Source organism: Bradyrhizobium sp. MOS002, assembly GCF_003020115.1.
GTDB lineage: Bacteria > Pseudomonadota > Alphaproteobacteria > Rhizobiales > Xanthobacteraceae > Bradyrhizobium.
In genome coordinates, this window is record NZ_PYFX01000005.1 from 227868 (window position 1) to 248507 (window position 20640).

General features: G+C 65.2%; 17 protein-coding genes and 1 tRNA gene. 8 read left to right on the top strand and 10 right to left on the bottom strand.

Features of this window, described 5'->3' with window-relative positions:
- The first annotated feature begins 37 nt into the window (after nucleotides 1-37).
- A complete protein-coding gene (locus tag C7G41_RS18260; RefSeq protein ID WP_106943882.1) occupies nucleotides 38-1726 on the top strand; it encodes an MFS transporter in 1689 nt (562 codons plus the stop codon).
- A gap of 25 nt (nucleotides 1727-1751) precedes the next feature.
- Here the strand turns inward: C7G41_RS18260 and C7G41_RS18265 are convergent, their stop codons facing one another.
- Entirely contained in the window at nucleotides 1752-1964 is a 213-nt protein-coding gene (locus C7G41_RS18265) for a hypothetical protein (RefSeq protein ID WP_007604145.1), read from the bottom strand.
- Nucleotides 1965-2125: 161 nt separating this feature from the next.
- Complete coding sequence (locus C7G41_RS18270) at nucleotides 2126-2437, bottom strand: hypothetical protein (RefSeq protein ID WP_106943883.1); 312 nt, start codon at nucleotides 2435-2437, stop codon at nucleotides 2126-2128.
- A gap of 253 nt (nucleotides 2438-2690) precedes the next feature.
- Between C7G41_RS18270 and C7G41_RS18275 the strand changes: the two genes are divergently transcribed.
- Nucleotides 2691-3737 (top strand): polysaccharide deacetylase family protein, encoded by a 1047-nt coding sequence (locus C7G41_RS18275; protein WP_106943884.1) that lies wholly within the window; start codon nucleotides 2691-2693, stop codon nucleotides 3735-3737.
- A 76-nt stretch (nucleotides 3738-3813) separates the two neighbouring features.
- On the opposite strand, the gene C7G41_RS18280 is transcribed toward C7G41_RS18275, so the two are convergent.
- The 6 genes from C7G41_RS18280 to C7G41_RS18305 all read right to left on the bottom strand — a co-directional run bounded on the left by C7G41_RS18280 (nucleotide 3814) and on the right by C7G41_RS18305 (nucleotide 11054).
- Nucleotides 3814-4197 (bottom strand): hypothetical protein, encoded by a 384-nt coding sequence (locus C7G41_RS18280; protein ID WP_106943885.1) that lies wholly within the window; start codon nucleotides 4195-4197, stop codon nucleotides 3814-3816.
- Nucleotides 4198-4301: 104 nt separating this feature from the next.
- Nucleotides 4302-6677, bottom strand: a complete 2376-nt coding sequence (locus C7G41_RS18285) for a hypothetical protein (RefSeq protein ID WP_106943886.1) — start codon at nucleotides 6675-6677, stop codon at nucleotides 4302-4304.
- 260 nt (nucleotides 6678-6937) lie between these two features.
- Nucleotides 6938-7013: transfer RNA gene (locus C7G41_RS18290), tRNA-Thr, on the bottom strand.
- A gap of 100 nt (nucleotides 7014-7113) precedes the next feature.
- On the bottom strand, nucleotides 7114-8913 hold the full coding sequence (locus tag C7G41_RS18295) for a heme biosynthesis HemY N-terminal domain-containing protein (RefSeq protein WP_106943887.1): 1800 nt from the start codon (nucleotides 8911-8913) through the stop codon (nucleotides 7114-7116).
- Between the two features lie 36 nt (nucleotides 8914-8949).
- The gene (locus C7G41_RS18300) at nucleotides 8950-10242 is read right to left on the bottom strand and encodes a COG4223 family protein (RefSeq protein WP_106943888.1); all 1293 of its coding nucleotides are present in this window, start codon (nucleotides 10240-10242) and stop codon (nucleotides 8950-8952) included.
- Nucleotides 10243-10307: 65 nt separating this feature from the next.
- A complete protein-coding gene (locus tag C7G41_RS18305) occupies nucleotides 10308-11054 on the bottom strand; it encodes a uroporphyrinogen-III synthase (protein ID WP_106943889.1) in 747 nt (248 codons plus the stop codon).
- 164 nt (nucleotides 11055-11218) lie between these two features.
- Between C7G41_RS18305 and tsaD the strand changes: the two genes are divergently transcribed.
- The 4 genes from tsaD to C7G41_RS18325 all read left to right on the top strand — a co-directional run bounded on the left by tsaD (nucleotide 11219) and on the right by C7G41_RS18325 (nucleotide 15022).
- The gene (gene tsaD / locus C7G41_RS18310) at nucleotides 11219-12292 is read left to right on the top strand and encodes a tRNA (adenosine(37)-N6)-threonylcarbamoyltransferase complex transferase subunit TsaD (RefSeq protein ID WP_106943890.1); all 1074 of its coding nucleotides are present in this window, start codon (nucleotides 11219-11221) and stop codon (nucleotides 12290-12292) included.
- A 2-nt stretch (nucleotides 12293-12294) separates the two neighbouring features.
- Nucleotides 12295-13275: an NAD(P)H-dependent glycerol-3-phosphate dehydrogenase gene (locus C7G41_RS18315; RefSeq protein WP_106943891.1), complete on the top strand. Its 981-nt coding sequence runs from the start codon at nucleotides 12295-12297 to the stop codon at nucleotides 13273-13275.
- A 116-nt stretch (nucleotides 13276-13391) separates the two neighbouring features.
- Nucleotides 13392-14507 carry an alpha/beta hydrolase gene (locus C7G41_RS18320; RefSeq protein WP_106943892.1) on the top strand — a complete coding sequence of 372 codons (1116 nt, stop codon included), beginning with the start codon at nucleotides 13392-13394 and terminating at the stop codon, nucleotides 14505-14507.
- A 101-nt stretch (nucleotides 14508-14608) separates the two neighbouring features.
- A complete protein-coding gene (locus C7G41_RS18325) occupies nucleotides 14609-15022 on the top strand; it encodes an EVE domain-containing protein (RefSeq protein WP_106943893.1) in 414 nt (137 codons plus the stop codon).
- A gap of 88 nt (nucleotides 15023-15110) precedes the next feature.
- Here C7G41_RS18325 and C7G41_RS18330 read toward each other — a convergent pair whose 3' ends face one another.
- Nucleotides 15111-16205, bottom strand: a complete 1095-nt coding sequence (locus C7G41_RS18330; protein WP_199198457.1) for an adenylate/guanylate cyclase domain-containing protein — start codon at nucleotides 16203-16205, stop codon at nucleotides 15111-15113.
- Nucleotides 16206-16306: 101 nt separating this feature from the next.
- Here C7G41_RS18330 and C7G41_RS18335 point away from each other — a divergent pair, with 101 nt between their 5' ends.
- The gene (locus tag C7G41_RS18335; RefSeq protein WP_106943895.1) at nucleotides 16307-16762 is read left to right on the top strand and encodes an SRPBCC domain-containing protein; all 456 of its coding nucleotides are present in this window, start codon (nucleotides 16307-16309) and stop codon (nucleotides 16760-16762) included.
- Nucleotides 16763-16775: 13 nt separating this feature from the next.
- Here the strand turns inward: C7G41_RS18335 and C7G41_RS18340 are convergent, their stop codons facing one another.
- Complete coding sequence (locus tag C7G41_RS18340) at nucleotides 16776-17945, bottom strand: DNA topoisomerase IB (protein ID WP_106943896.1); 1170 nt, start codon at nucleotides 17943-17945, stop codon at nucleotides 16776-16778.
- 393 nt (nucleotides 17946-18338) lie between these two features.
- Between C7G41_RS18340 and acs the strand changes: the two genes are divergently transcribed.
- The gene (acs, locus tag C7G41_RS18345) at nucleotides 18339-20285 is read left to right on the top strand and encodes an acetate--CoA ligase (protein ID WP_199198458.1); all 1947 of its coding nucleotides are present in this window, start codon (nucleotides 18339-18341) and stop codon (nucleotides 20283-20285) included.
- Nucleotides 20286-20640 lie beyond the last annotated feature (355 nt).

The window sequence follows — 20640 nt, forward strand, 5'->3', positions numbered from 1 at the left end:
TTCAAGACCACTTCTGCCAGCCCAATTGGAAGGGGATATGACCGAGCAGACGAACCGCCAGAAAATTGACGCCGACGGCATCATGGCGCCGCTGCGGTACACCGTGTTCCGGCGCATCTGGCTCGCCAGCCTGCTCTCCAATCTCGGCCTGCTGATCCAGGGCGTGGGCGCTGCCTGGGCAATGACGCAGATGGCGGCCTCGGCGGACAAGGTGGCGCTGGTGCAGACCGCCCTGATGCTGCCGATCATGCTGATCTCGATGCCGGCCGGCGCCATCGCCGACATGTATGACCGCCGCATCGTGACCCTGATCGCACTCATGATCGCGCTGACTGGCGCGACCGCGCTCACGGTCCTGGCCTGGTTCAACTACATTTCCCCGGAAACGCTGCTCGTCTTCTGCTTCGTGGTCGGCAGCGGCAACGCACTGTTCGGTCCGGCCTGGCAGTCCTCGGTCAGCGAGCAGGTGCCGCCCGATGCCCTGCCGTCGGCCGTCGCGCTGAACGGCATCAGCTACAACATCGCGCGCAGCTTCGGTCCGGCCGTCGGCGGTGTCATCGTCGCCGCGCTCGGTGCGGTGGCGGCATTTGCGTGCAACGCGATCCTCTATTTGCCGTTGCTGGTGGTGCTGCTGCTCTGGCGGCGCAACACCGAGCCCTCGCGCCTGCCGCGGGAGAAGCTCAACCGCGCCATGGTGTCGGGCTTCCGCTACATCACAAATTCGCCGCCGATCAAGATCGTGCTGTTGCGCACGCTGGTGATGGGCCTGATTGGCGGTGCCATCATGGCGCTGATGCCGCTGGTCGCGCGCGATCTGCTGCATGGCGGCGCGCAGACCTACGGCATCATGCTTGGCGCCTTCGGAATGGGCGCCGTGGTCGGCGCGCTCAACATTCACGAATTGCGCAAGCGCATGAGCGGCGAAGCCGCGATCCGCGCCTGCACCATCTCAATGGCGTTTGCGATGGCCGCGCTCGCCGTGAGCACGGAGCCGGTGCTGACCGCGGCTGCCCTGGTGCTCGCCGGCGCAGTCTGGATGGCCGCCATCGCGCTGTTCAATATTGGCGTGCAGCTCTCGGCGCCGCGCTGGGTCGCCGGCCGCTCGCTCGCGGCGTTCCAGGCCTCGATTTCCGGCGGCATCGCGATCGGCGCCTGGGGTTGGGGCCATCTCACCGACTATGCCGGCGTCGAGGTCGCGCTGCTGACGGCCGCCGGCCTGATGCTGATCTCGCCGGTGCTGGGGATCTGGCTCACGATGCCGCGCGTCGGCGCCCGTAACGAAGACGCCGACGTGCTGGCCGATCCTGAAGTCAAGCTGTCGCTCACGGCGCGCAGCGGGCCGCTGGTGGTCGAGATCGAATACCGCGTCGCCCAAGAGAACGCGCGCGCCTTTCACAACGTGATGCAGGACGTGCAGCTCTCTCGCCAGCGCAACGGCGCCTATGGCTGGTCGATCGCGCGCGACATCGCCGATCCCGAATTGTGGACCGAGCGCTATCACTGTCCGACCTGGCTCGACTATCTGCGCCAGCGCAACCGCTCGACCCAGTCCGAACGCGCGCTGCATCAAGAGGCGATCGATTTCCACATCGGCCCCGATCCGGTGCGGATCCGCCGCATGCTCGAGCGTCCGTTCGGCTCGGTGCGCTGGAAAGAGGAGACGCCGGACCAGGCCTCAAGCGAGGTGCTGCCCGTGGTCGCCACTGCGGCGGGAAGCAGCACGTAGGGTTTTGCGAGTCCGACGCGACGTCTTACTGCCCGTGATCCGTCAGGACCTTGTCGCAGCCTTTGGTGAGCCGCGTACGGTTCTGCTTGAGGCAGGCGAGCACAGCCTGATCGCCATTGTTCATCACCGGGCGGCAGAAGCGCGTCACATCGCGCGCACAGGCGTCGTGACCGGGCTGCTGCGCTGACGCGGCCGATGCAAACAGGATCAATGGAATGATGAAAAGAAATCTGGTCATCGCGTAATGCCTCTTACCCGGAAGATGTGCGGGCGAAGCTAGAGCGACGATCCCGAAGCCGCAACGGCTTTATTGACAGGCGGGCTTGCGCCGCCGCGTGGCTCCGGCATTCACGCCGGGGCACATCGCGAGGGAGCTAAGCGACGCAACGATCGTTGCGCTTACTGACTGTCCTGGGCGTCAGCGACCTTGCGTGACGCGCCGCCCTTGGCGAGTTCCTTGTCCATCACGGTGCGGCAACCGGCGCTCAGATCCGAACGATGCTTCATCATGCACGCCGTGATCTTCGGGATGTTCGGGATTTCCGACGAGCACAGGCGGAAGGCGTCGCCGGTGCACTGCTGCTGCGCTTCGGACGAGAAGGCGAAGCTCGAGCCGGTCGAGGCGATCGAGACGATGGCGGCAAAGCCCAGAGCCAGGCTGATGTCGCGGATCTTGCTACTCAAGGACTTGGTGTTCAGAGACTTGGTCATTTGAAGCTCCCATTGGCACCGCTGGAAGCGGGCCCGTTGTTGATGGGACCGACCATGCTCCAGCAAAACAGTTTCCACTGTGATGACGGTCACGGGAGGGGGCCCCTCTGTGACTTCGGTCACGTTGGCGCACCTCGCTGAAATTCCTTCGTATCCGCTGTCGTGTTGGTGTCACGTTAACTGTTCCTTCGCATTAATGGCTCGGCGAGCGGGAAATTCCGCCGGTTTGGTTGCGTAATTGGAAAGAATAGCGATGCGTAATGCGTTGGGCCTGATGCTGGCCAGTGTGTTTGCGGCGGTCGTGATTGCCGCCGGCGGTTGGTTTTATTATTCCTCGCGCGCCGACCAGGCCGCTCCCAAGACAATTGCCGCCCGTGCCGCCGATCAGTTGCCGGCACAGGCGAAGCTCGCCGCCAAGGACGACGTAGCCACCACGGCGGCGATTGCGGCCAAGCCGGCGGCAGCCGTTCCGGCGCCCGCACCCGCGCCCATGCCGGTGCAGCAGAAATCGACCTGCGCCAATCCCAACGCGCTCGGCGTCTCCCGCGTGGTCGAGATCGACACCACCGGCGGTCCGGGCTTCGGCTTCGATCATTTCAAGCAGTTCGACTTCCTCACCGACAAGGAGGTCGTGCTGACCTTCGACGACGGTCCCTGGCCGGTCAACACGCCCGCCGTGCTGAAGGCGCTCGCGGACGAATGCACCAAGGGCCTGTTCTTCTCGGTCGGCAAGCATGCGACCTACCATCCGGAAATCCTGCGCCAGGTGCTGGCTCAGGGCCATACGGTCGGCGCGCACACTTGGTCGCACGTCAATCTGAACGGCAAGAAGATGACGGAGCAAATGGCCAAGGACGAGGTCGAAAAGGGCTTTAGCGCAGTGAAATTCGCGCTCGGCACCAACCCCGCTCCGTTCTTCCGCTTCCCGCAGCTTCAGCACAATCCGGCGATCGTGAGCTATTTCGCCACCCGCAACGTCGCGATGTTCTCGACCGACATCGACTCCTTCGACTTCAGGAAGGGCGCGACACCGGAGAAGATCATCGAGACCGTGATGACCAGGCTCGACAAGCTCGGCAAGGGCATCATCCTGATGCACGACTTCCAGAAGCACACCGGCGAAGCCATGCCGGCGCTGCTCGCGCGGTTGAAGGCCGGCGGCTACAAGATCGTGCAGATGAAGGCCAAGACGACCTTCCAGACGCTGCCGGAATATGACGAGGCGCTGCTGAAGGACCTGAAGGTACCGACCTCGAGCGCGCGTCCAATTGGGAGCGTGGTGCAGACGGTTTCGCAGTAGCGCACCCGATCCAATCGAAATTTCTGCGTCATGGCCGGGCTCGTCCCGGCCATGACCTTTTTGGGACCAATGCCCCTTACCAATAGATGCCGTGGCGATGCAGCTCACTGATGATGCGGCCTTCGGTCCAGGCGCGCTTGTGCTTCGGCTTGTCTGCCTTGGCCGCCGTCTTCGCGGCGGGTTGGGTCGTCGTCGCGGGCGCTGAGGTGATCGTGGTCGTGGGTGTGGCAGTCGCCGCAGGCGGCGTGAGCGAAACCGCCGGCGGGCGATCGAGATATTTCGGAGCTTCGACGGCAGGAGCTGCTTCGCTCACCTGCGTCGGCGCGGCAGCAAGTGCCGGCGCCGTTTGCTGAGCCGAAGCCGGCTCGCTCGCCGCGGACAGCGACAGGCTGCGCGGGCCTCCGGCCTGGGCAGATGCAGAGACCAGCACCATGGCGGCCACCAGAATGATCTTGCGCATATGAAATCTCCCCGTGTTTGGCATGAGCTGGACACTAGGGGAGCCGCGCTGGGGGTAATGTGATGCGAGTCACGCCGGCGGCATCCCTCGCATCTGTTCATTGGCTACCGGCGAACGCTCAGCTCGCGGATCGCGAAACCGAGGTCGCGGGGATCGCCCGGGAAATGCGTGACGGCGTTGGTGTCCAACTCCACCACGAGCGTCTCGTCGCCTGCGAACTGATCCAACGGAAATGACGAAGGGCCCGCAGGCACGACGCCTTTGTAGATCTCACGCCCATTGATCTTGACCAGGAATTCGTTGCCGGAGATCGGCATGGGCCACAATTCAAGCTTCAACGTGCGCGCCGGCATCACAGGCTTGTTCGGAATCTCGAGACGCGCGTTCGGTGATGCCCATTGAAGCGCACCTCCAGGGGTTGTTTCCTTGCCGAAAAGACCGCGCGTTGCGATCCCCGGCGGGGCTTCCGTACCGACCTCGAGCACATTGCGCTGCCCATCCAGGAATTCGCGCGAAGACCGGTCTGTGGCCACGGATATCATCCGCTGCCCCGGATTGGCCGTGAGCCGCCCGGACGCCACCAGGCAGTCGAACTTTTCAAAGCCTTCCGGAAAATACGGCCGCCCGGCTCTGTCGGGCCAGGACGTGACTCGCGCCGCCGCCCAAGGCACCCGAAGGTCCGCTGCGAGTCGACGCAACAAATTGTGCATCATCGGATTGGCAACCTCGATGACGAGTCCGTTGCAGCTCTTGATGTCCGCGGACAAGCGATTGTAGTCCCAGTCGAGAGACGTCGCCTTTTGCACGTTGACCTGTGCGGCGGCGGTTGGAAGACCCGGAATACCCGCGCCCATCGCTTGCATCACCAGCAGTGGCCGCAACATGCCAAGGCCGAGGTGAACAGCCACGACGACGACAACGGCGGCAACGGCGCCCGGATTCCACCGCTTCGCAGCCAAGGGGCCCAAGGGCGCAACGACGAGAGTGAAGAGCATCGGCGTCGCCATGGCCAGGCCCTTGCCCGCGGCCCAGCCATGACCGGCCGCGACAATGGCAATGGGCACGAGGCATCCGGCAAGGCTGCCGGCCAGGAGCCGCGCGGCGCTTCCGTCCGGCTCGGCGCGCCAGATCGTCCACGCTGTTCTTGCAATCCCCCTCAACAGCACGAACAGAAAGCCATAAAGCAGCAATTTCCACACGACCGCGATCGCGGCAGGCCAGCCCGCGGACGGCAGCACCGCATAAAGGCCGAGACCGGCGAGCGCGGATTCGACGGGCAATGAGAACCAGGCGTTCGCCAATTCTCCGAAACGACTTTCGGGACTGGCGATGACATCGAGAAAGTTCGCGTCACTGCCGAACAGGTAACGCTGATAGTACTTCCACCAGTCGGGCGGGTTGGCGGCTGCATGGCTCAACTGGCGGAAGACATAGGCAACCGTGCCGGACCAGAGCGGGATGCACGCGAGCAGCGATATTCCCACACCTGCCGCCAAGCCTGACGCAGCCACGGGCAAGGCCTTGCGCGAGGCGCGATGCCAGCAGCCCATCGCGGCCGCAACCGCCGCGGCGGGACCGTAGATCGTCAGCGATTCCGGATAGAGAAAGAACGCGCCTGTCATCAGCGCTGCAAAGATGGCTCCCAGCCGAATGATCGAGCTTTGCGTCTGCCCGAAGCGATTGGTGTCGAAGGCGAACGCGACGAATGCGAGGAGAAGCAGGAAGATCGGCTGCGTCGCAAGTTGCGACCATGCGTTGATATCGAAGACGTACTGCTCGAAGAATCCGATCGTAAGCGCCGCGGCGCACGCAAATGCCAGCCAGCGCCGCATCGAGAGCGCGTTGACGAAGACGAACAGCGCCGCAAACAGCATGTTGAGCTGCATGCCGACCATATATGGATAGGTGCAATCGACGACACCGCCGCGACTGATGGCGGCGATTGCCGCATGGATCATCGACACCGCGCCGCGATAGTCGACGAACCACAGCGCCATCACCGAAATTGGATTGGACTTCGCATCGTCCGCGCCCTGGACGGCCAGGGTTGCGTAGTCGAGCACCCGATACGAAACCGAGGAGCCCAGGTACAACATGTGATCGTAGACGTTGGCCTGGAAAACGCGAAAGCGCGCGCCTCCGGTCCAGCCGGGAGCAAGACAAACCATCGCGATAGCCGCGACCGCTATCGCCATCGCAAGCCATCGTCCGGGCGATGGCTTGGACCGCCGACGCAGCGCCAGGAAGCGCATTGCCCCGGCAGTGACAAGACCGGCGATGGCCATCGCGGGCAGCGTCACCCATGGAGCGACGCCGGAAAGATACAGGACCGCGGTTCCGGCGGCGAGCAGGCCGAAGCCGAGCGGTGGCGCGAGCGCCCAGCGCACAGCAAAATGGTCCGATGGCAGAAGCAGGGAGAACGGAAGACCAATGGCGCCGCACGTCAGCGCGACGAGCCCAACCACCAGGATATCGTGCATGCTGCCTCGCGCCGCCGAGTTCCGTGCAGTTTCGGCCGTCCGGACACGCTGTCAATCCAAGGCAAATGAACAAAGCACGCGAGCCGCGAAGCATTTGGTCGTCGGCTTCATGCACTATGATCTGGGATACTTCGACCTGGAGCAGAAAACCTGCAACCTCTCGACAACCCGTTCGGCACGAGGTTGTCCCATGTCTTAGGTACGTTCCGTACTTAGGTGCGTTCCGTTGCCCATGTCTTCGGGACGGACATTGAAGGCGCTGGTGCCGCAAGAGGGATTCGAACCCCCGACCCCGTCATTACGAATGACGTGCTCTACCAACTGAGCTATTGCGGCGAACCCTGCCGGGGCCCGCGCGAGGCCGGTCCCGTTACGCGCGCTCCTGATATCGGGCGGGGCCCGAATTGGCAAGGTGGAGCCGGCTCCGAAATGCCGCTCATCCGCCCCAGCGAGACCAGAATCCGCGCCAGCCGCCGGCCTGGGCCTTTGCATGGTCCCTGGGCGTGCCGATTTGTTCCGTAAATTCATCGCTCGGACCCTCGTCATCGATCCCGGGATCATCAGGGGCGCGGACGATCGGGATGACGACGGGAATAGGTGCTTGTGCAGGTTTGCCGAGGTCGGCGCGGGTTCTGAACACCGGCGTTGCCGCCGCTGGCGATGATTCGGCAACCTCAGGGACCGGTTTGACCGGCTCGGCGGGCGTGACGACCGGCTCTTCCTTGACGGTTTCCTTCGCGGTTTCCTGGACGGCCTCCTTTGAGATTTCCTGGGCCTCAAGAGGCGGCGAATTGTCCTGCGCGGCGGGCACCGGATCCGGTGCCGTGACAGCCGGTTCCACCGGGCCTTCGCTCGGGGCCGCCGTCACCCGCTTCGGCGGCGGGGCCGCCAGCATGGCTTCCTCGAAGGCCGAGGATTCGATCGTATCGCCCTTGCCGGAAGGAAGGCTCGCGACCGGCGTCTGCCACTGGAACGCGTCGAGGCGGCCCGTGACCGGGGACACCGGACGCCAGCGGTCGCTGACATAACCGTCCGCGGTCCAGGCCGGGTCATGGCGGGCGCGCACCGCGCGCAACGTCCAGGCGCGGGCCCGGCCGCCATCACCATGCTCCGTGCGCTCGAGTTCGGCCATCAGCAGCGCCACGCGCTGGGTCGGATCGTTGACGTAAGGCGCCAGCACCGCGCGTGCACGGGCGAACTCGGACGCATCGATCGCGGCGCGCGCGATCGCCAGCTGGCCCTCGACATGGCCGGCCCTGTCGGCAGGAATCTTGGCCGCAAGCGTCTCGACCCGCTGCAAACGCTGCCGCGCGGAATCGCCGAGCTTCACATGCGCATAGGCATCGGCGAGATCAGGATGCGGATTGGCAACCCATGCGGCTTCGACCAGCTTCATGGCGCGGCGTACCTGATGCGCCTCGCTCTCGAATTTTGCAGCGAGCACTGCGGCCGGGACCAGCGTCGGCGCGAGCTTGACTGCCTGCATCACGCTCTCGCGCGCGACGTCGCGGTCCATTGTTTCCAATTCCAGCGCGCGTGCGGCGAGCAGCACGCCGCGCTGGCGGCGATAGGCCTGCTTGTCGATCAGGCCCGCGGACAGATTCGAATCGAGGATCGCGAGCGCGCCGCTCCAGTCACCGCGCGCGCAACGGAAGCCGAGCACCGCATGCGAGGCCCAGGTCGAGGACGGCGACAGCTTGATCGCTTCCTCGGCGATCATCACCGCGCCGACCGCATCGTCGGCGCGCTGCGCCTCGATGAACAGGCCGCGCAGGCCGAGCAGGCGCGTGTCCTCGCGCTCGGCCATGGCACGGAAGACGCGCTGGGCCTCGTCGCGATTGCCCTCGAGCTGCGCCGATTGCGCATGCAGGAGAAGCGCGAGCGGATCGTTCGCGGCCAGCCGCCGCGCTGTATCGGCGTGACGACGGGCAAGAGCGGTGTCGCCATGGCCGATCGCAAGCAGGCCGTGGGTGATGGCGTGGCGGCCGCGAGCATGACGCTTTTCGTGACGACGGCGGCGCAGACGCCCCGGCGCGCGCCAGACCATCGTCAGCAGGCTCCAGACCAGCACGACGGCCGCGGCAAAGAGGCCAAGCAAGAACACGAATCGGGGAAGCGTCGTCGTGGCGCGGAAAGCGCCCGCGGTCAGGACGAGGTCGCCGGGCTGATCGGCAACCCAGGCCGCGCCGGCCGCCGCCAGCGCGATCAGGACGAGGAAGAGGACGATGCGAAGCATGACGATCCCTATACGCGCTGATGATTGCGCGAACCTTTATTGACCAGGCTTGACGAGATCCGCCATGGCGGCGTCGGCGAATTTGCGTGAGGCGGCGAGCGCCGCGTCACGGGCATCGGCCTTATCGAGCCAGGCTTGCGCCGGTGCACGATCGGCTTCGGGCAACGTCTTCAACTCGCGCCGTGCTTCGACGAAATCGTTGCGTAACGCAGCCGCCGTCACCCGCGCGACGATGGCGCCGCGATCATTGCCCACCCCGTCGGTACGCTCGATGCGGACGAGTTTTGACGCCCCCGCCTGAAGGCGCTCGACGATGCCGGTGCCGCTGGCCGGGGCTTCCGCCGGCGGGGACAATTTTGGCACGATGTTGAGGAGCTCGCGGCTCAACGCGACCGGCGTCGGAATGCCTGACGATGCAAAGGTGTCGAGCGGCTTCAGCATATCCGGCTTTGCTGCCAGCGACCGCGCTGCGACAAGTTGCGCCTCGTAGGCGTCGCCGTGGCGAACGGCGACGTCGAGCAGGGCGGCCGCCACCACATGGCGCAGCGGCTTGTCGTCCATCGCCCTCGCGGCGGCAACCTTCTCGCTTTGCTGCGCGAGTTCCGCACGCTCGGTCTTGCTGGCACGCTCGAGCTGAGCGAGGCGGTCGTTGAGAGCGGCAAGATCGGGCGCAGCAGCGCGCGGCGCCGATGTCGCGTCGTTCAGGGCGCTAGCAGTCTTGTCGGACTGTGCGCGCAGACTGGCGATGTCGCTGCGCAGGCTCGTTGCGGATTTCTCCAGCGCATCGATCCGCGCCACCATGGCCGGATCGACGGCAGGCTTGCCTGCCTTGGCTTCGACCGCGGCAACGCGCCCGCTCAGCGCGTCGACGGCTGCGCCCGTCACTTGCGGAGCGGCCGGCGGCGCCTGCACCGCAGGCCAGCCCAGCATCCAGCCGACCGCGATCACGATTGTGGCTGCGACAGCGCCGGAGAACGGAGCGATAACCCAGGGTGAAATCGACGGCGATACCGACGCGGGCGCAACCGAAGACCCCTCCTCGACAGGTTCGGGCTGCGGCTCGGCATTAGCTTCTTCGGGCTTGGCCTCTTGAGACTTGGCCTCCTGAAACTTGGCCTCTTCGGACTTGCCCTCTTCGGACATGGCCTGTTCAGACTTGGCCTGCTCATGCGCGGCCTGTTCGCTCGCTGCCGCAGCCTCAGGCTCGCCCGCCACCCCCTGTGGCTGGGTCGAGACTTCGGTTGCCTCGAGGTCGATGGTGGGCGGGGTGCGCTTGGCGCGGCCGGACTCGGGAGCCAATCCTGCGTCTTCAGGCTTGTCGTCGGCCATCGTGACGGTTCCTCACACTTACATGCCCTAAACGGACCCGATTGCGTCGGATTCGGCCCGACCTCTTACGCCAAACGGGTGCGCAAAGCACGCTCCAAGGTGTCAAATAAGGCATTTTCGTCTGGCGTAGCCGCCACCAGAACCCGCGAGGCACCTGCCTCGCGCAGCACGCCTGCGACCGTCTCGGACAGGCAGCATTGCGGGATCGCCAGAGCCGAGATTTCGACACCTTCGTCCCGCGCGGCCTCCAGGAAAGCCCGCGCGCTGCGCCGGGAGTAATGCAGCACCGCTTCGATCCCATGGGTGGCAAAACCTTCACAGACATCACGTGGCAACAGCTTGACCGGAGCCATGCGATAGGTCGTCTGCGTGACGACGTTGAAGCCTTCGGCGCCCAGCTCACCGCCGAGGTCGCGCGACAGATCCGCGCCCGCGAGATAGAGCAACGTGCTCTTTTTCTTCAGCCGCTTGTCGCGCGCGCCCTGCATCACCTTGTCGCGCAAGGCCGCGGCATCGCCGCCGGCGACGACCACCTCGGCAAAGCCGGCATCGCGCGCGGCGGCGGCCGTGTGCTCACCGACCGCGAACAGCGGCAGCTCCAGAAGACCAAGGTCCTGCAATTGCGGTGCGACGCCACGAATCGCATTGGCCGACGTGACGATGACGGCGCTGTAGCCTGTCTCACTCTCGTCATGGAAGGCGACCGGCTCGAACTTGAGCACCGGCGCAAGCAGCACCACATGACCCCGTGCACGCAGACTTTCCGACGTCGCCTCATTGTCGGGATGCGGCCGTGTGACAAGAATGGACATCGCTTGTGTTCCCGAACCACGTGGCGGTGGCGCTTTCACGAGGAACGGCCGCGCGTGACGATTGCGTTGGCCGACCCCGGAATGCTACCGGACGTACCAGAACTCTGCTTTGCGGATGAGCGCAAGGGGGGTGAGAAGGGCGCAAATTGGATAACAATTCGCCAATGCTGGTACTGGGCATCGAAACCACCTGCGACGAGACCGCCGCGGCGGTGATCGAGCGTGCGCCTGACGGCACAGGCAAGATCCTGTCCAATATCGTACGGTCGCAGGTCGAGGAACATGCCCGCTTCGGCGGCGTGGTACCGGAGATCGCGGCCCGCGCCCATGTCGACCTGCTCGACGGCATCATCGACCGCGCCATGACTGAGGCCGGCATCGACTTCGCCCAGCTCGACGGTGTCGCGGCCGCGGCGGGGCCGGGGCTGATCGGTGGCGTCATCGTCGGGCTCACCACCGCGAAGGCGATCGCGATGGTGCACGATACGCCGCTGGTCGCCGTGAACCATCTGGAAGCGCATGCGCTGACGCCGCGCCTGACCGACGCACTCGAATTTCCCTATTGCCTGTTTCTCGCCTCGGGCGGCCATACCCAGATCGTCGCCGTCACCGGCGTCGGCCAGTATGTGCGGCTCGGCACCACCGTGGACGATGCGATCGGCGAGGCCTTCGACAAGGTCGCGAAGATGCTGGGACTCCCCTATCCCGGCGGGCCGCAGGTCGAGCGCGCGGCAGTCAGCGGTGATCCCGCGCGATTTGCGTTTCCGCGGCCGCTGCAGGGACGCCCCGACGCCAACTTCTCGTTATCGGGTTTGAAGACGGCGGTCCGCAACGAAGCGAGCCGGTTGGCCGAGATCACACCGCAGGACGTCAGCGATCTCTGCGCGAGCTTCCAGGCCGCCGTGCTCGACTCCACCGCCGACCGGTTGAGTGTCGGCCTGAAACTTTTCCGCGAGCAGTTCGGCGCACCGCGTGCGCTGGTGGCGGCCGGCGGCGTCGCCGCAAATCAGGCGATCCGCGGCGCGCTGCATGACGTTGCGAGGAAAGCCGGTACCCAACTGATCATGCCGCCGCCGGCGCTCTGCACCGACAACGGCGCGATGATCGCCTGGGCCGGCGCCGAACGTCTCGCACTCGGGATGACCGACACGATGGAAGCACAGCCGCGCGCGCGCTGGCTGCTCGATGCGAACGCGACGGCACCGGCCGGATACGGCAAGACGCGCGCGGGATATTAGCAATGACCACGTTCCAATCGGTTGCGGTGATTGGAGCCGGCGCCTGGGGCACGGCGCTGGCGATGGTGGCGGCGCGGGCCGGACGGAACGTGACGCTGTGGGCGCGCAATCCCGAGCACGCGACGCGAATCGCGTCGAGCCGCGACAATCCACGGCTGCCGGGCGTGCGGCTTGCGCCGGAGATCATCATCACGAGCGACCTGGCCCTCGCCGCGCGCGCGGACATGCTGCTGATCGCAGTGCCCGCGCAGCATCTGCGCGGTGCTGTCAACATGCTCGCCTCGCACCTGGAAAAGCCGGTGCCGATCATTGCCTGCGCCAAGGGCATCGAGCACGGCACCCATAAATTCATGACCGACGTGATCGCCGAGGCCGCGCCTCACGCGCAGCCGGCGATCCTGTCGGGCCCGAGCTTTGCCGACGACGTCGCGCGCGGCCTGCCGACGGCAGTGACGCTGGCCGCAAAGGACGACGCCTTGGCCAGCAGCCTGGTGCAGGCGCTGGGCTCGCCGACGTTCCGGCCCTATCACTCGACCGATGTCCGCGGCGTCGAGATCGGCGGCGCCGCCAAGAACGTGCTGGCAATCGCGGCCGGCATCGTGGTCGGCCGCAATCTCGGCGCCTCCGCGCTCGCCGCACTGACCACACGCGGCTTCAGTGAGCTGGCACGGTTCGGCCGAGCCAGCGGCGCGCGCACGGAAACACTCTCAGGTCTTTCCGGCCTCGGCGACCTGTTGCTGAGCTGCTCGACCGCGCAATCGCGCAATTTTGCGCTCGGGATCGCGCTCGGTCGCGGCGAGGCCGCACCGGCCGGCAAGCTTGCGGAAGGTGCATTCACTGCGCCGGTGCTGGTCGAGCTCGCAGCCGCCGGAAATGTCGACATGCCGGTCTCCCAAGCGGTGGCGGCCATCCTGGATGGCAGGTTGACGATTGACGCCGCGATCGAAGGGCTGCTGACACGGCCATTCAGGGCCGAGGAATAGCGGCGCTCCCCTCGCGTCGCAGGTAGCACTTCACGCGCTCTGCACGCTGGTCTAGCCTAGCGGCACACCGCAGGATCCCGGTCCAACAACAACGAAACGGATCCCAGGGGAAACGCATGCGCAAACCGCATCATGCGATCGTTTCGATCGCCATCATCACACTTGCCGCCATTACGCTCTCTACCGCGGCCGGCGCCCAGGCCGCGCTATCCTATGACGAACTCGCCAAGAACGAGGCCGCCGCCAATGCCGAAAACGGCAAGCGGGTCGCGCCGGTCAAGTCGATCGCCAATCCCTCCGGGGACGTCAGCTCCGATATGCAGGCCATGATCGGCGCGCCGTTTCCGCCGCACTTCAATGCGGACCCAAAGACACCAGCGGAGTGGAAAGAGCTGATCGATCGCCGCGCAAAGCTGTCGATATCAGGCATTCCGGCGATGAAGGAAAAGCTAGGCGTCAAGGTCGAGGAGACCAAAATCGCCGGCGTGCACTGCTTCATCGTCACGCCGAACAAGATCCCGTCCGAGAACCGGCAACGGCTTCTGGTCCATGTCCATGGCGGCGGCTATGTGTTCGGACCCGGCGAAGCCGCGCTGCCAGAAGCGATCATGATGGCGGGTTTTGGCGGCTTCAAGGTGATATCGGTCGATTACCGCATGCCGCCCGACTTCCCCTATCCCGCCGCGATGGACGACGCGATGGCGGTCTGGAAAGAGATCACCAAGACGCACGACGCCCGCCGGATGGCGATCTTCGGGACGTCTACGGGCGGCGCGATGACGCTTGCGATGGTGCTGCGGGCTAGGGACGAGAAGCTGCCAAAGCCGGCGGCGATCGCACCGGGCACGCCGTGGTCCGACATCGACAAGGTCGGCGACACCTACGCCAGCAATGAATGGGTCGACAATGTGCTGGTGACCTGGGACGGCTGGCTCGGCCGGGCCGCAAAGCTCTACGCCAACGGGACGGACCTGAAGAATCCCTACATCTCACCGATCTACGGTGACTTCAAAGGCTTCCCGCCGACCATCCTGACGTCGGGCACGCGCGATCTGTTCCTCAGCAACACGGTTCGCACGCATCGCAAATTGCGTCGCGCCGGCGCGATTGCTGATCTCAACGTCTATGAGGGGCAATCCCACGCGCAGTACCAGTTCAACATCAATGCGCCGGAGACCAGGGAAGCCTTCACCGACATCGCTAAATTCTTCGATAGACATCTGAAGCAGTGAGTGTTGCGTTTGATATCGGATGCCCGCGCTTGTCGCGGGCATCCGCGTGCCCTAGATATCGCGGCACGTAAGCGGCGTATCCGTGAATGGGGCAAGTTGCGATGAACTACTGGCTGGTGAAATCCGAGCCGTCGGTGTGGTCCTGGGACCAGCAGGTGGCGAAGGGCGCCAAGGGCGAAGCCTGGACCGGCGTGCGCAATTACACCGCGCGCCAGAATCTCGTTGCCATGAAGAAGGGCGACAAGGCGTTCTTCTATCATTCCAACGAGGGCAAGGAGATCGTCGGCATCGCGGAGATTATCAAGGAGGCCTACCCCGATCCGTCCGACAAGACCGAGAAATTCGTCTGCGTCGACATCAAGGCCGACAAGCCGTTGAAGACGCCGGTGACGATGGCCACGATCAAGGCCGAGAAGAAACTCGCCGACATGGCGCTGGTGAAATATTCGCGCCTCTCGGTGCAGCCGGTGACGGCCGAGGAATGGAAGCTCGTCTGCAAGATGGGCGGGGTTTAGTTACTGCAGTAGCCCGGATGGAGCGAAGCGCAATCCGGGAAAGTCATCATGTGGCACAAGACCCGGATTACGCTCCGCTCCATCCGGGCTACGATATCGGAGCTTGCTTCTCCGGCAGCGCAAATACCTCGCACGGCGCGGCAATGCCGCGCAGCGAGTGCGATCCAAGCGCGACCAGCGGCATGTCGGTCTCCGCGGCGAGTGCGCCCGACACCAGCACGGTTCTGCCGAGCGGCTTGCACAATCCTTCGAGGCGGCTGGCGAGGTTGACGGCGGGACCGATCGCCGTGAAATCGAGCCGGTTGGCGGCGCCGATATTGCCCCACAGCATTTCGCCGAGATGCAGCGCGGCACCGAACGCGAGCGGCGGCACACCTTGGGCTCGGCGCTCCGCATTGAGATACGCCATCCCGGCTTCGGCTGCGCTCGCGGCGCGCAGAGCTGCATCGCACGCGTGGCGCGGTGACGCCTCGACCACCGGAAAGATCGCGAGCACGCCGTCGCCGATGAATTTCAGCACCTCGCCGCCGAACGCGTGAACCGCGCCGGCGATGCGATCGAACCAGGCATCGAGCGCCGCGATAACCTGGGCAGGCGGATTGGTTTCCGACAGGGACGTGAAGTTGCGCAGATCCGCATAGAGCAGCGCGGCCTGTATGGTCTCGCCGAGATCGCGCCGCAGCGGTGCCGCCAGTACCCGCTCCGCGCTGCGCTTGCCGAGATAAGCATCCAGCGTCGCGCGCAGCGTTGCACGCGCGGCAAGCACCGCAAGGGGTGTTGCGGCAAAGCGCGCGGCCTGGCGCAATTGCTCGGTCTCGTCCGCGGTGAACGGGCGCGGCCCGATCCAACCGAGCAACGGCCCGTCGAGCCGCCCGACCAAATCTTCGTGCACCTCACCATCCGCGATGTCGCGCAGCCAGCGGCGGCCGGCATCGTTGGGCGGGTCGGGCGCGAGGCCGCCCGGTGCGAAGCCGAGCGCTTCGATCACCCGGCCGTTCTCCGCGCGCCACAACCAGGTCCGCTTCGCGATCAACGGATGCGGCACTTCGAGCGTCAGGCTGCCTGCCGCAAGCGGCACGCCATCGGCGACCAGATGTGCGCCGAGGTCCGCGAGCAGGCGGTCGGCCTCGGCGCTATCGGCGGCGGCATCGACAAGCCAGGCGAGCGTCGGCGAGAGGTGCATGGCCCGATCATGACGAAGGCGGGCCCTCTTTGTCACGGGCAATCCTTGACGGGCCGCCCGCGCGCCGCCATGTCCCACAGTCAGCCCAGGGATGATCGCCGATGACCGAACCGTTCATAGTGCGACGCGAGACCCAGATCGCCGCCCCGCGCGCCACCGTTTTCGCTTACCTGACCGACCCCGAGAAGATTCTGAGCTGGATGGGTTCCGACGCGACCACGGAGCCGCATCCCGGCGGGCTGTATCTGCTCAAAGGCATCGGCCCCCGCGGCGGTGCCGCCCGCGGCGCGTTTCGCGAAGTCGTGCCGGTGCATCGTCTCGCCTACACGTTTGGATGGGAGGGCGGCCAGGAAGTGCCGCCCGGCTCGAGCCTGATCGAGATCGACCTCATCGAACGCGACGGCGGCACATTGCTGCGCATGACCCATAGCGGGCTGCCGACCGAGGAACAGGCGGCCGCACACGCGACCGGATGGGCGCATTATCTGGGACGGCTCACGACCGCAGCTGCGGGTAGCGATCCCGGTCCCGACAACGGCGTTTCCAACAAGGCGTAGCGACGGAAGAAGGTCAGACCGCCGCGGTCGCCACCACCTGCTGCAAAAGCTGCTCGCGCCTGGCCTGGGAGCGCTGGCCCTTCATGGTCGCGGCGAAGCGCTCGAGGATGCCGTCCTCGAACGCGGTGACGATGGTGTCGTGGACATAGCTCTTGCGGCAGATCGCCGGCGTGTTGGAGAGTTTATCGGCGGCGCCGCGGATCGCCTCCAGCACCTGCTTCTTGCGGCCGCGCTGGCTGGTCGCCGGCGTAATCCGCGACAGCGATTCCACGACGACGGCAGAGGCCATCAGCGTGCGGAAATCCTTCAGCGAGATCTTGATGCCGGCGATCTCGCGCAGAAACGCGTTCACCTGGGTGGTGCTGACCGCACGCACGATGCCGTTGGCATCGCGATACTGGAACATGCGCTTGCCGGGAACGCCTTGCAAAATGCCGATGGCGCGCACGAGCTTGGCCGCGTCGCACTCTTTGCGCACCGCTTTGCCGCCCTTCGCCTTGAAGGTCAGCACGAAGCTGTCGTCTTCCAGCGAGACATTGGACTTCAGCAGCGTGGTGGCCCCGCGGGTGCCGTTGAGACGGGCATAGGATTCGTTGCCGGGCCGAATCGCGGTGCGCGCGATCAACTCGATGACGGCCGAGAGCGCGAACTCGCGGGTCGGCTCATCGCCCGACAGGAACGCGGAGACCTTGCGCCGGATCTTGGGCAACGCGCCGACGAGTCTCTCCAGGCGATGCGCCTTGCGTTGCTCGCGAACCTTCTCCCAATCGGCGTGATAGCGATATTGCAGTCGACCCGCGGCATCGCGTCCCACGGCCTGAAGATGCGTGCTCGGGTCGGCCGAGTAGCGCACCTCGCGATAGGCCGGCGGCACCGCCATCGAATGCAGCCGACGGATGGTGCGGGCGTCGCGGATATGCGCGCCGTTTGGCCGGACGAAGGAATAGCCCTTGCCGCGCCTGATGCGGCGAATGGTCAGCTCGTTCTGGTCACCGAGCCGCAGGCCCAGCTCCCTGGCGAGGGCCTCGACCGTTGCCGCGGGCGCCGTGTCGAACACTTTTTTCGGGCTGGGGCGGCCGGAACCGGCCGGTTTGGGCCATTGTCCGAGGGCTTTGGCCAGCGCAATGGCAGCAGGATCGGCTGAAGCGGGCCGCATCGTCCCGAGATTCTGCTGATCCATCATAGTCTTATGCCTTAGCCCTGTCTGTTATCGGTCAATGCCGCTGTTCTGATTTTTGTTCCAAGGGGTCTCGTTGGACCCGGGTTGGCCATTTAGGGTGTTCCGAACCGCATTGCGAGTCCCGAATCAGTGAAAGGCGGTTTCTAAATACCTCTGCCGGGTGCATGGCTCTCTGCGCGGGCCCATTGCGCGGATTTGGGTAACGACCCGAAAGCTGCCCGTCGCCCTGTTTCAAAACTGCGACAGTCGCATGACGCGGCTTGATCCTCCGCATGGTCGGCTGCTCGCCGAAGGTCCAGCTTGTGCACCTTGTCGGGTCCGGTTAGCCCGACGCATAATCGGTTCAACGATCAAGTCGGCTGGCCTGTGCTCGGCTTGCCGTATGTGGAGGGAAACATGTCCGAGAAGATCTACGACGTCCCCGCAGAATGGGCGAAGCGCGCCTGGGTCGACCAGGCCAAGTACAAGGACATGTACGCCCGCTCGATCTCGGACCCGAACGGTTTCTGGGCGGAGCAGGCCAAGCGCATCGACTGGATGCACGCTCCGACCAAGATCGAGAACGTCTCCTTCGCGCCCGGCAACATCTCCATCAAATGGTTTGAGGACGGCATCCTCAACGTCGCCCATAATTGCATCGACCGGCATCTCCACAGCCGCGCCAACCAGACCGCGATCATCTGGGAAGGCGACGATCCCTCGCAATCCCGGCACATCACCTACAAGGAGCTGCATGACGAGGTCTGCCGGATGGCCAACATCCTGCGCACCCGGAATGTCAAGAAGGGCGACCGCGTCACCATCTACCTGCCGATGATTCCGGAGGCGGCCTACGCGATGCTGGCCTGCGCGCGGATCGGCGCAATTCACTCCGTGGTGTTCGCCGGCTTCTCGCCCGACAGCCTCGCCCAGCGCATCAACGACTGCCAGTCCAAGGTGATCATCACCGCGGATGAGGGCCTGCGCGGCGGCAAGAAGGTGCCGCTGAAGGCCAATGTCGACGCGGCGCTCGCCAAGGCAGACGGCGTCGACTGGGTCGTCGTGGTCAAGCGCACCGGCGGCGCGGTCGAAATGAATCCCTCGCGCGACCTCTGGTACCACGACGCCGCCAAGATGGTGACGACCGAGTGCCCGGTCGAGCACATGCACGCCGAGGATCCGCTGTTCATCCTCTACACCTCGGGCTCGACCGGCCAACCCAAGGGCGTGCTGCACACCTCCGCAGGCTATCTCGTGTTCGCCGCGATGACGCATCAATACGTCTTCGACTATCACGACGGCGACATCTACTGGTGCACCGCCGACGTCGGCTGGGTCACCGGCCACAGCTACATTCTCTACGGACCGCTCGCCAACGGCGCGACCACGCTGATGTTCGAAGGCGTGCCGAATTACCCGGATAATTCGCGATTCTGGAACGTCATCGACAAGCACAAGGTCAACATCTTCTACACCGCGCCGACCGCGATCCGCGCGCTGATGCAGAGCGGCGACGCGCCCGTGAAGAAGACCTCGCGCGCCAGCCTGCGCCTGCTCGGCTCGGTCGGCGAGCCGATCAATCCGGAAGCCTGGGAGTGGTATCACCGCGTCGTCGGCGACGACCGCTGCCCGATCGTCGATACCTGGTGGCAGACCGAGACCGGCGGGATCTTGATCACGCCGCTGCCCGGCGCCACGAAGCTCAAGCCGGGCTCGGCGACGCAGCCCTTCTTCGGCGTGGTGCCCGAGATCGTCGACGCCGACGGCAACGTGCTGGACGGCGAGACATCCGGCAATCTGTGCCTGACGCGGTCATGGCCGGGCCAGATGCGCACGGTCTACGGCGACCACGCGCGTTTCGAGCAGACTTATTTCTCGACCTACAAGGGCAAGTATTTCACTGGCGACGGCTGCCGGCGCGATGCGGACGGTTATTACTGGATCACTGGCCGCGTCGATGACGTCATCAACGTCTCCGGCCACCGCATGGGTACCGCCGAAGTCGAAAGCGCGCTGGTGGCGCATGAGAAGGTGTCGGAGGCCGCCGTGGTCGGTTACCCGCACGACATCAAGGGCCAGGGCATCTACGCCTATGTGACCCTGATGGCCGGCATCGAGCCGAGCGACGAACTGCGCAAGGAGCTCGTCCTCTGGGTGCGCAAGGAGATCGGCCCGATCGCTGCGCCTGACCAGATCCAGTTCTCGCCAGGCCTGCCAAAAACCCGCTCCGGCAAGATCATGCGCCGCATCCTGCGCAAGATCGCCGAGGACGAGCCGAGCAGCCTGGGCGACACCTCGACCTTGGCCGATCCCGGCGTGGTCGACGACCTCGTCAAGAACCGGCAGAACAAGAAGTCGGCGTAAGGCCGTCTCGTGCCCCGGACGCAGCGCAGCGCTCTTTAGCGGTGCGCTGCTGAGCCGGGGCCCATGCAACGGCAGACTCTATGGCTTTCTGGATCCCGGCTCTGCGTCGCACCGCTTCGCGCTGCGCCGTGTCCGGGACACGAGACCCATCCCCGCGCTAGCGCTCCGCCAAAACAACGACCGTTCACATCCTCACGCACTTGTCAGGCCGCGCCCAGGCGCGCGGGCATCTTTCCGGCCGAGTGTTGTTTTCAGGTCATTTACTTTGTTTCGAACATTTCCTTTGTTCCCCCTGCTGGCTGGCCCTTGGCGACCGTGCGTGGAAACCATCCGGTTAACAGGCGCGGTTAAGAAT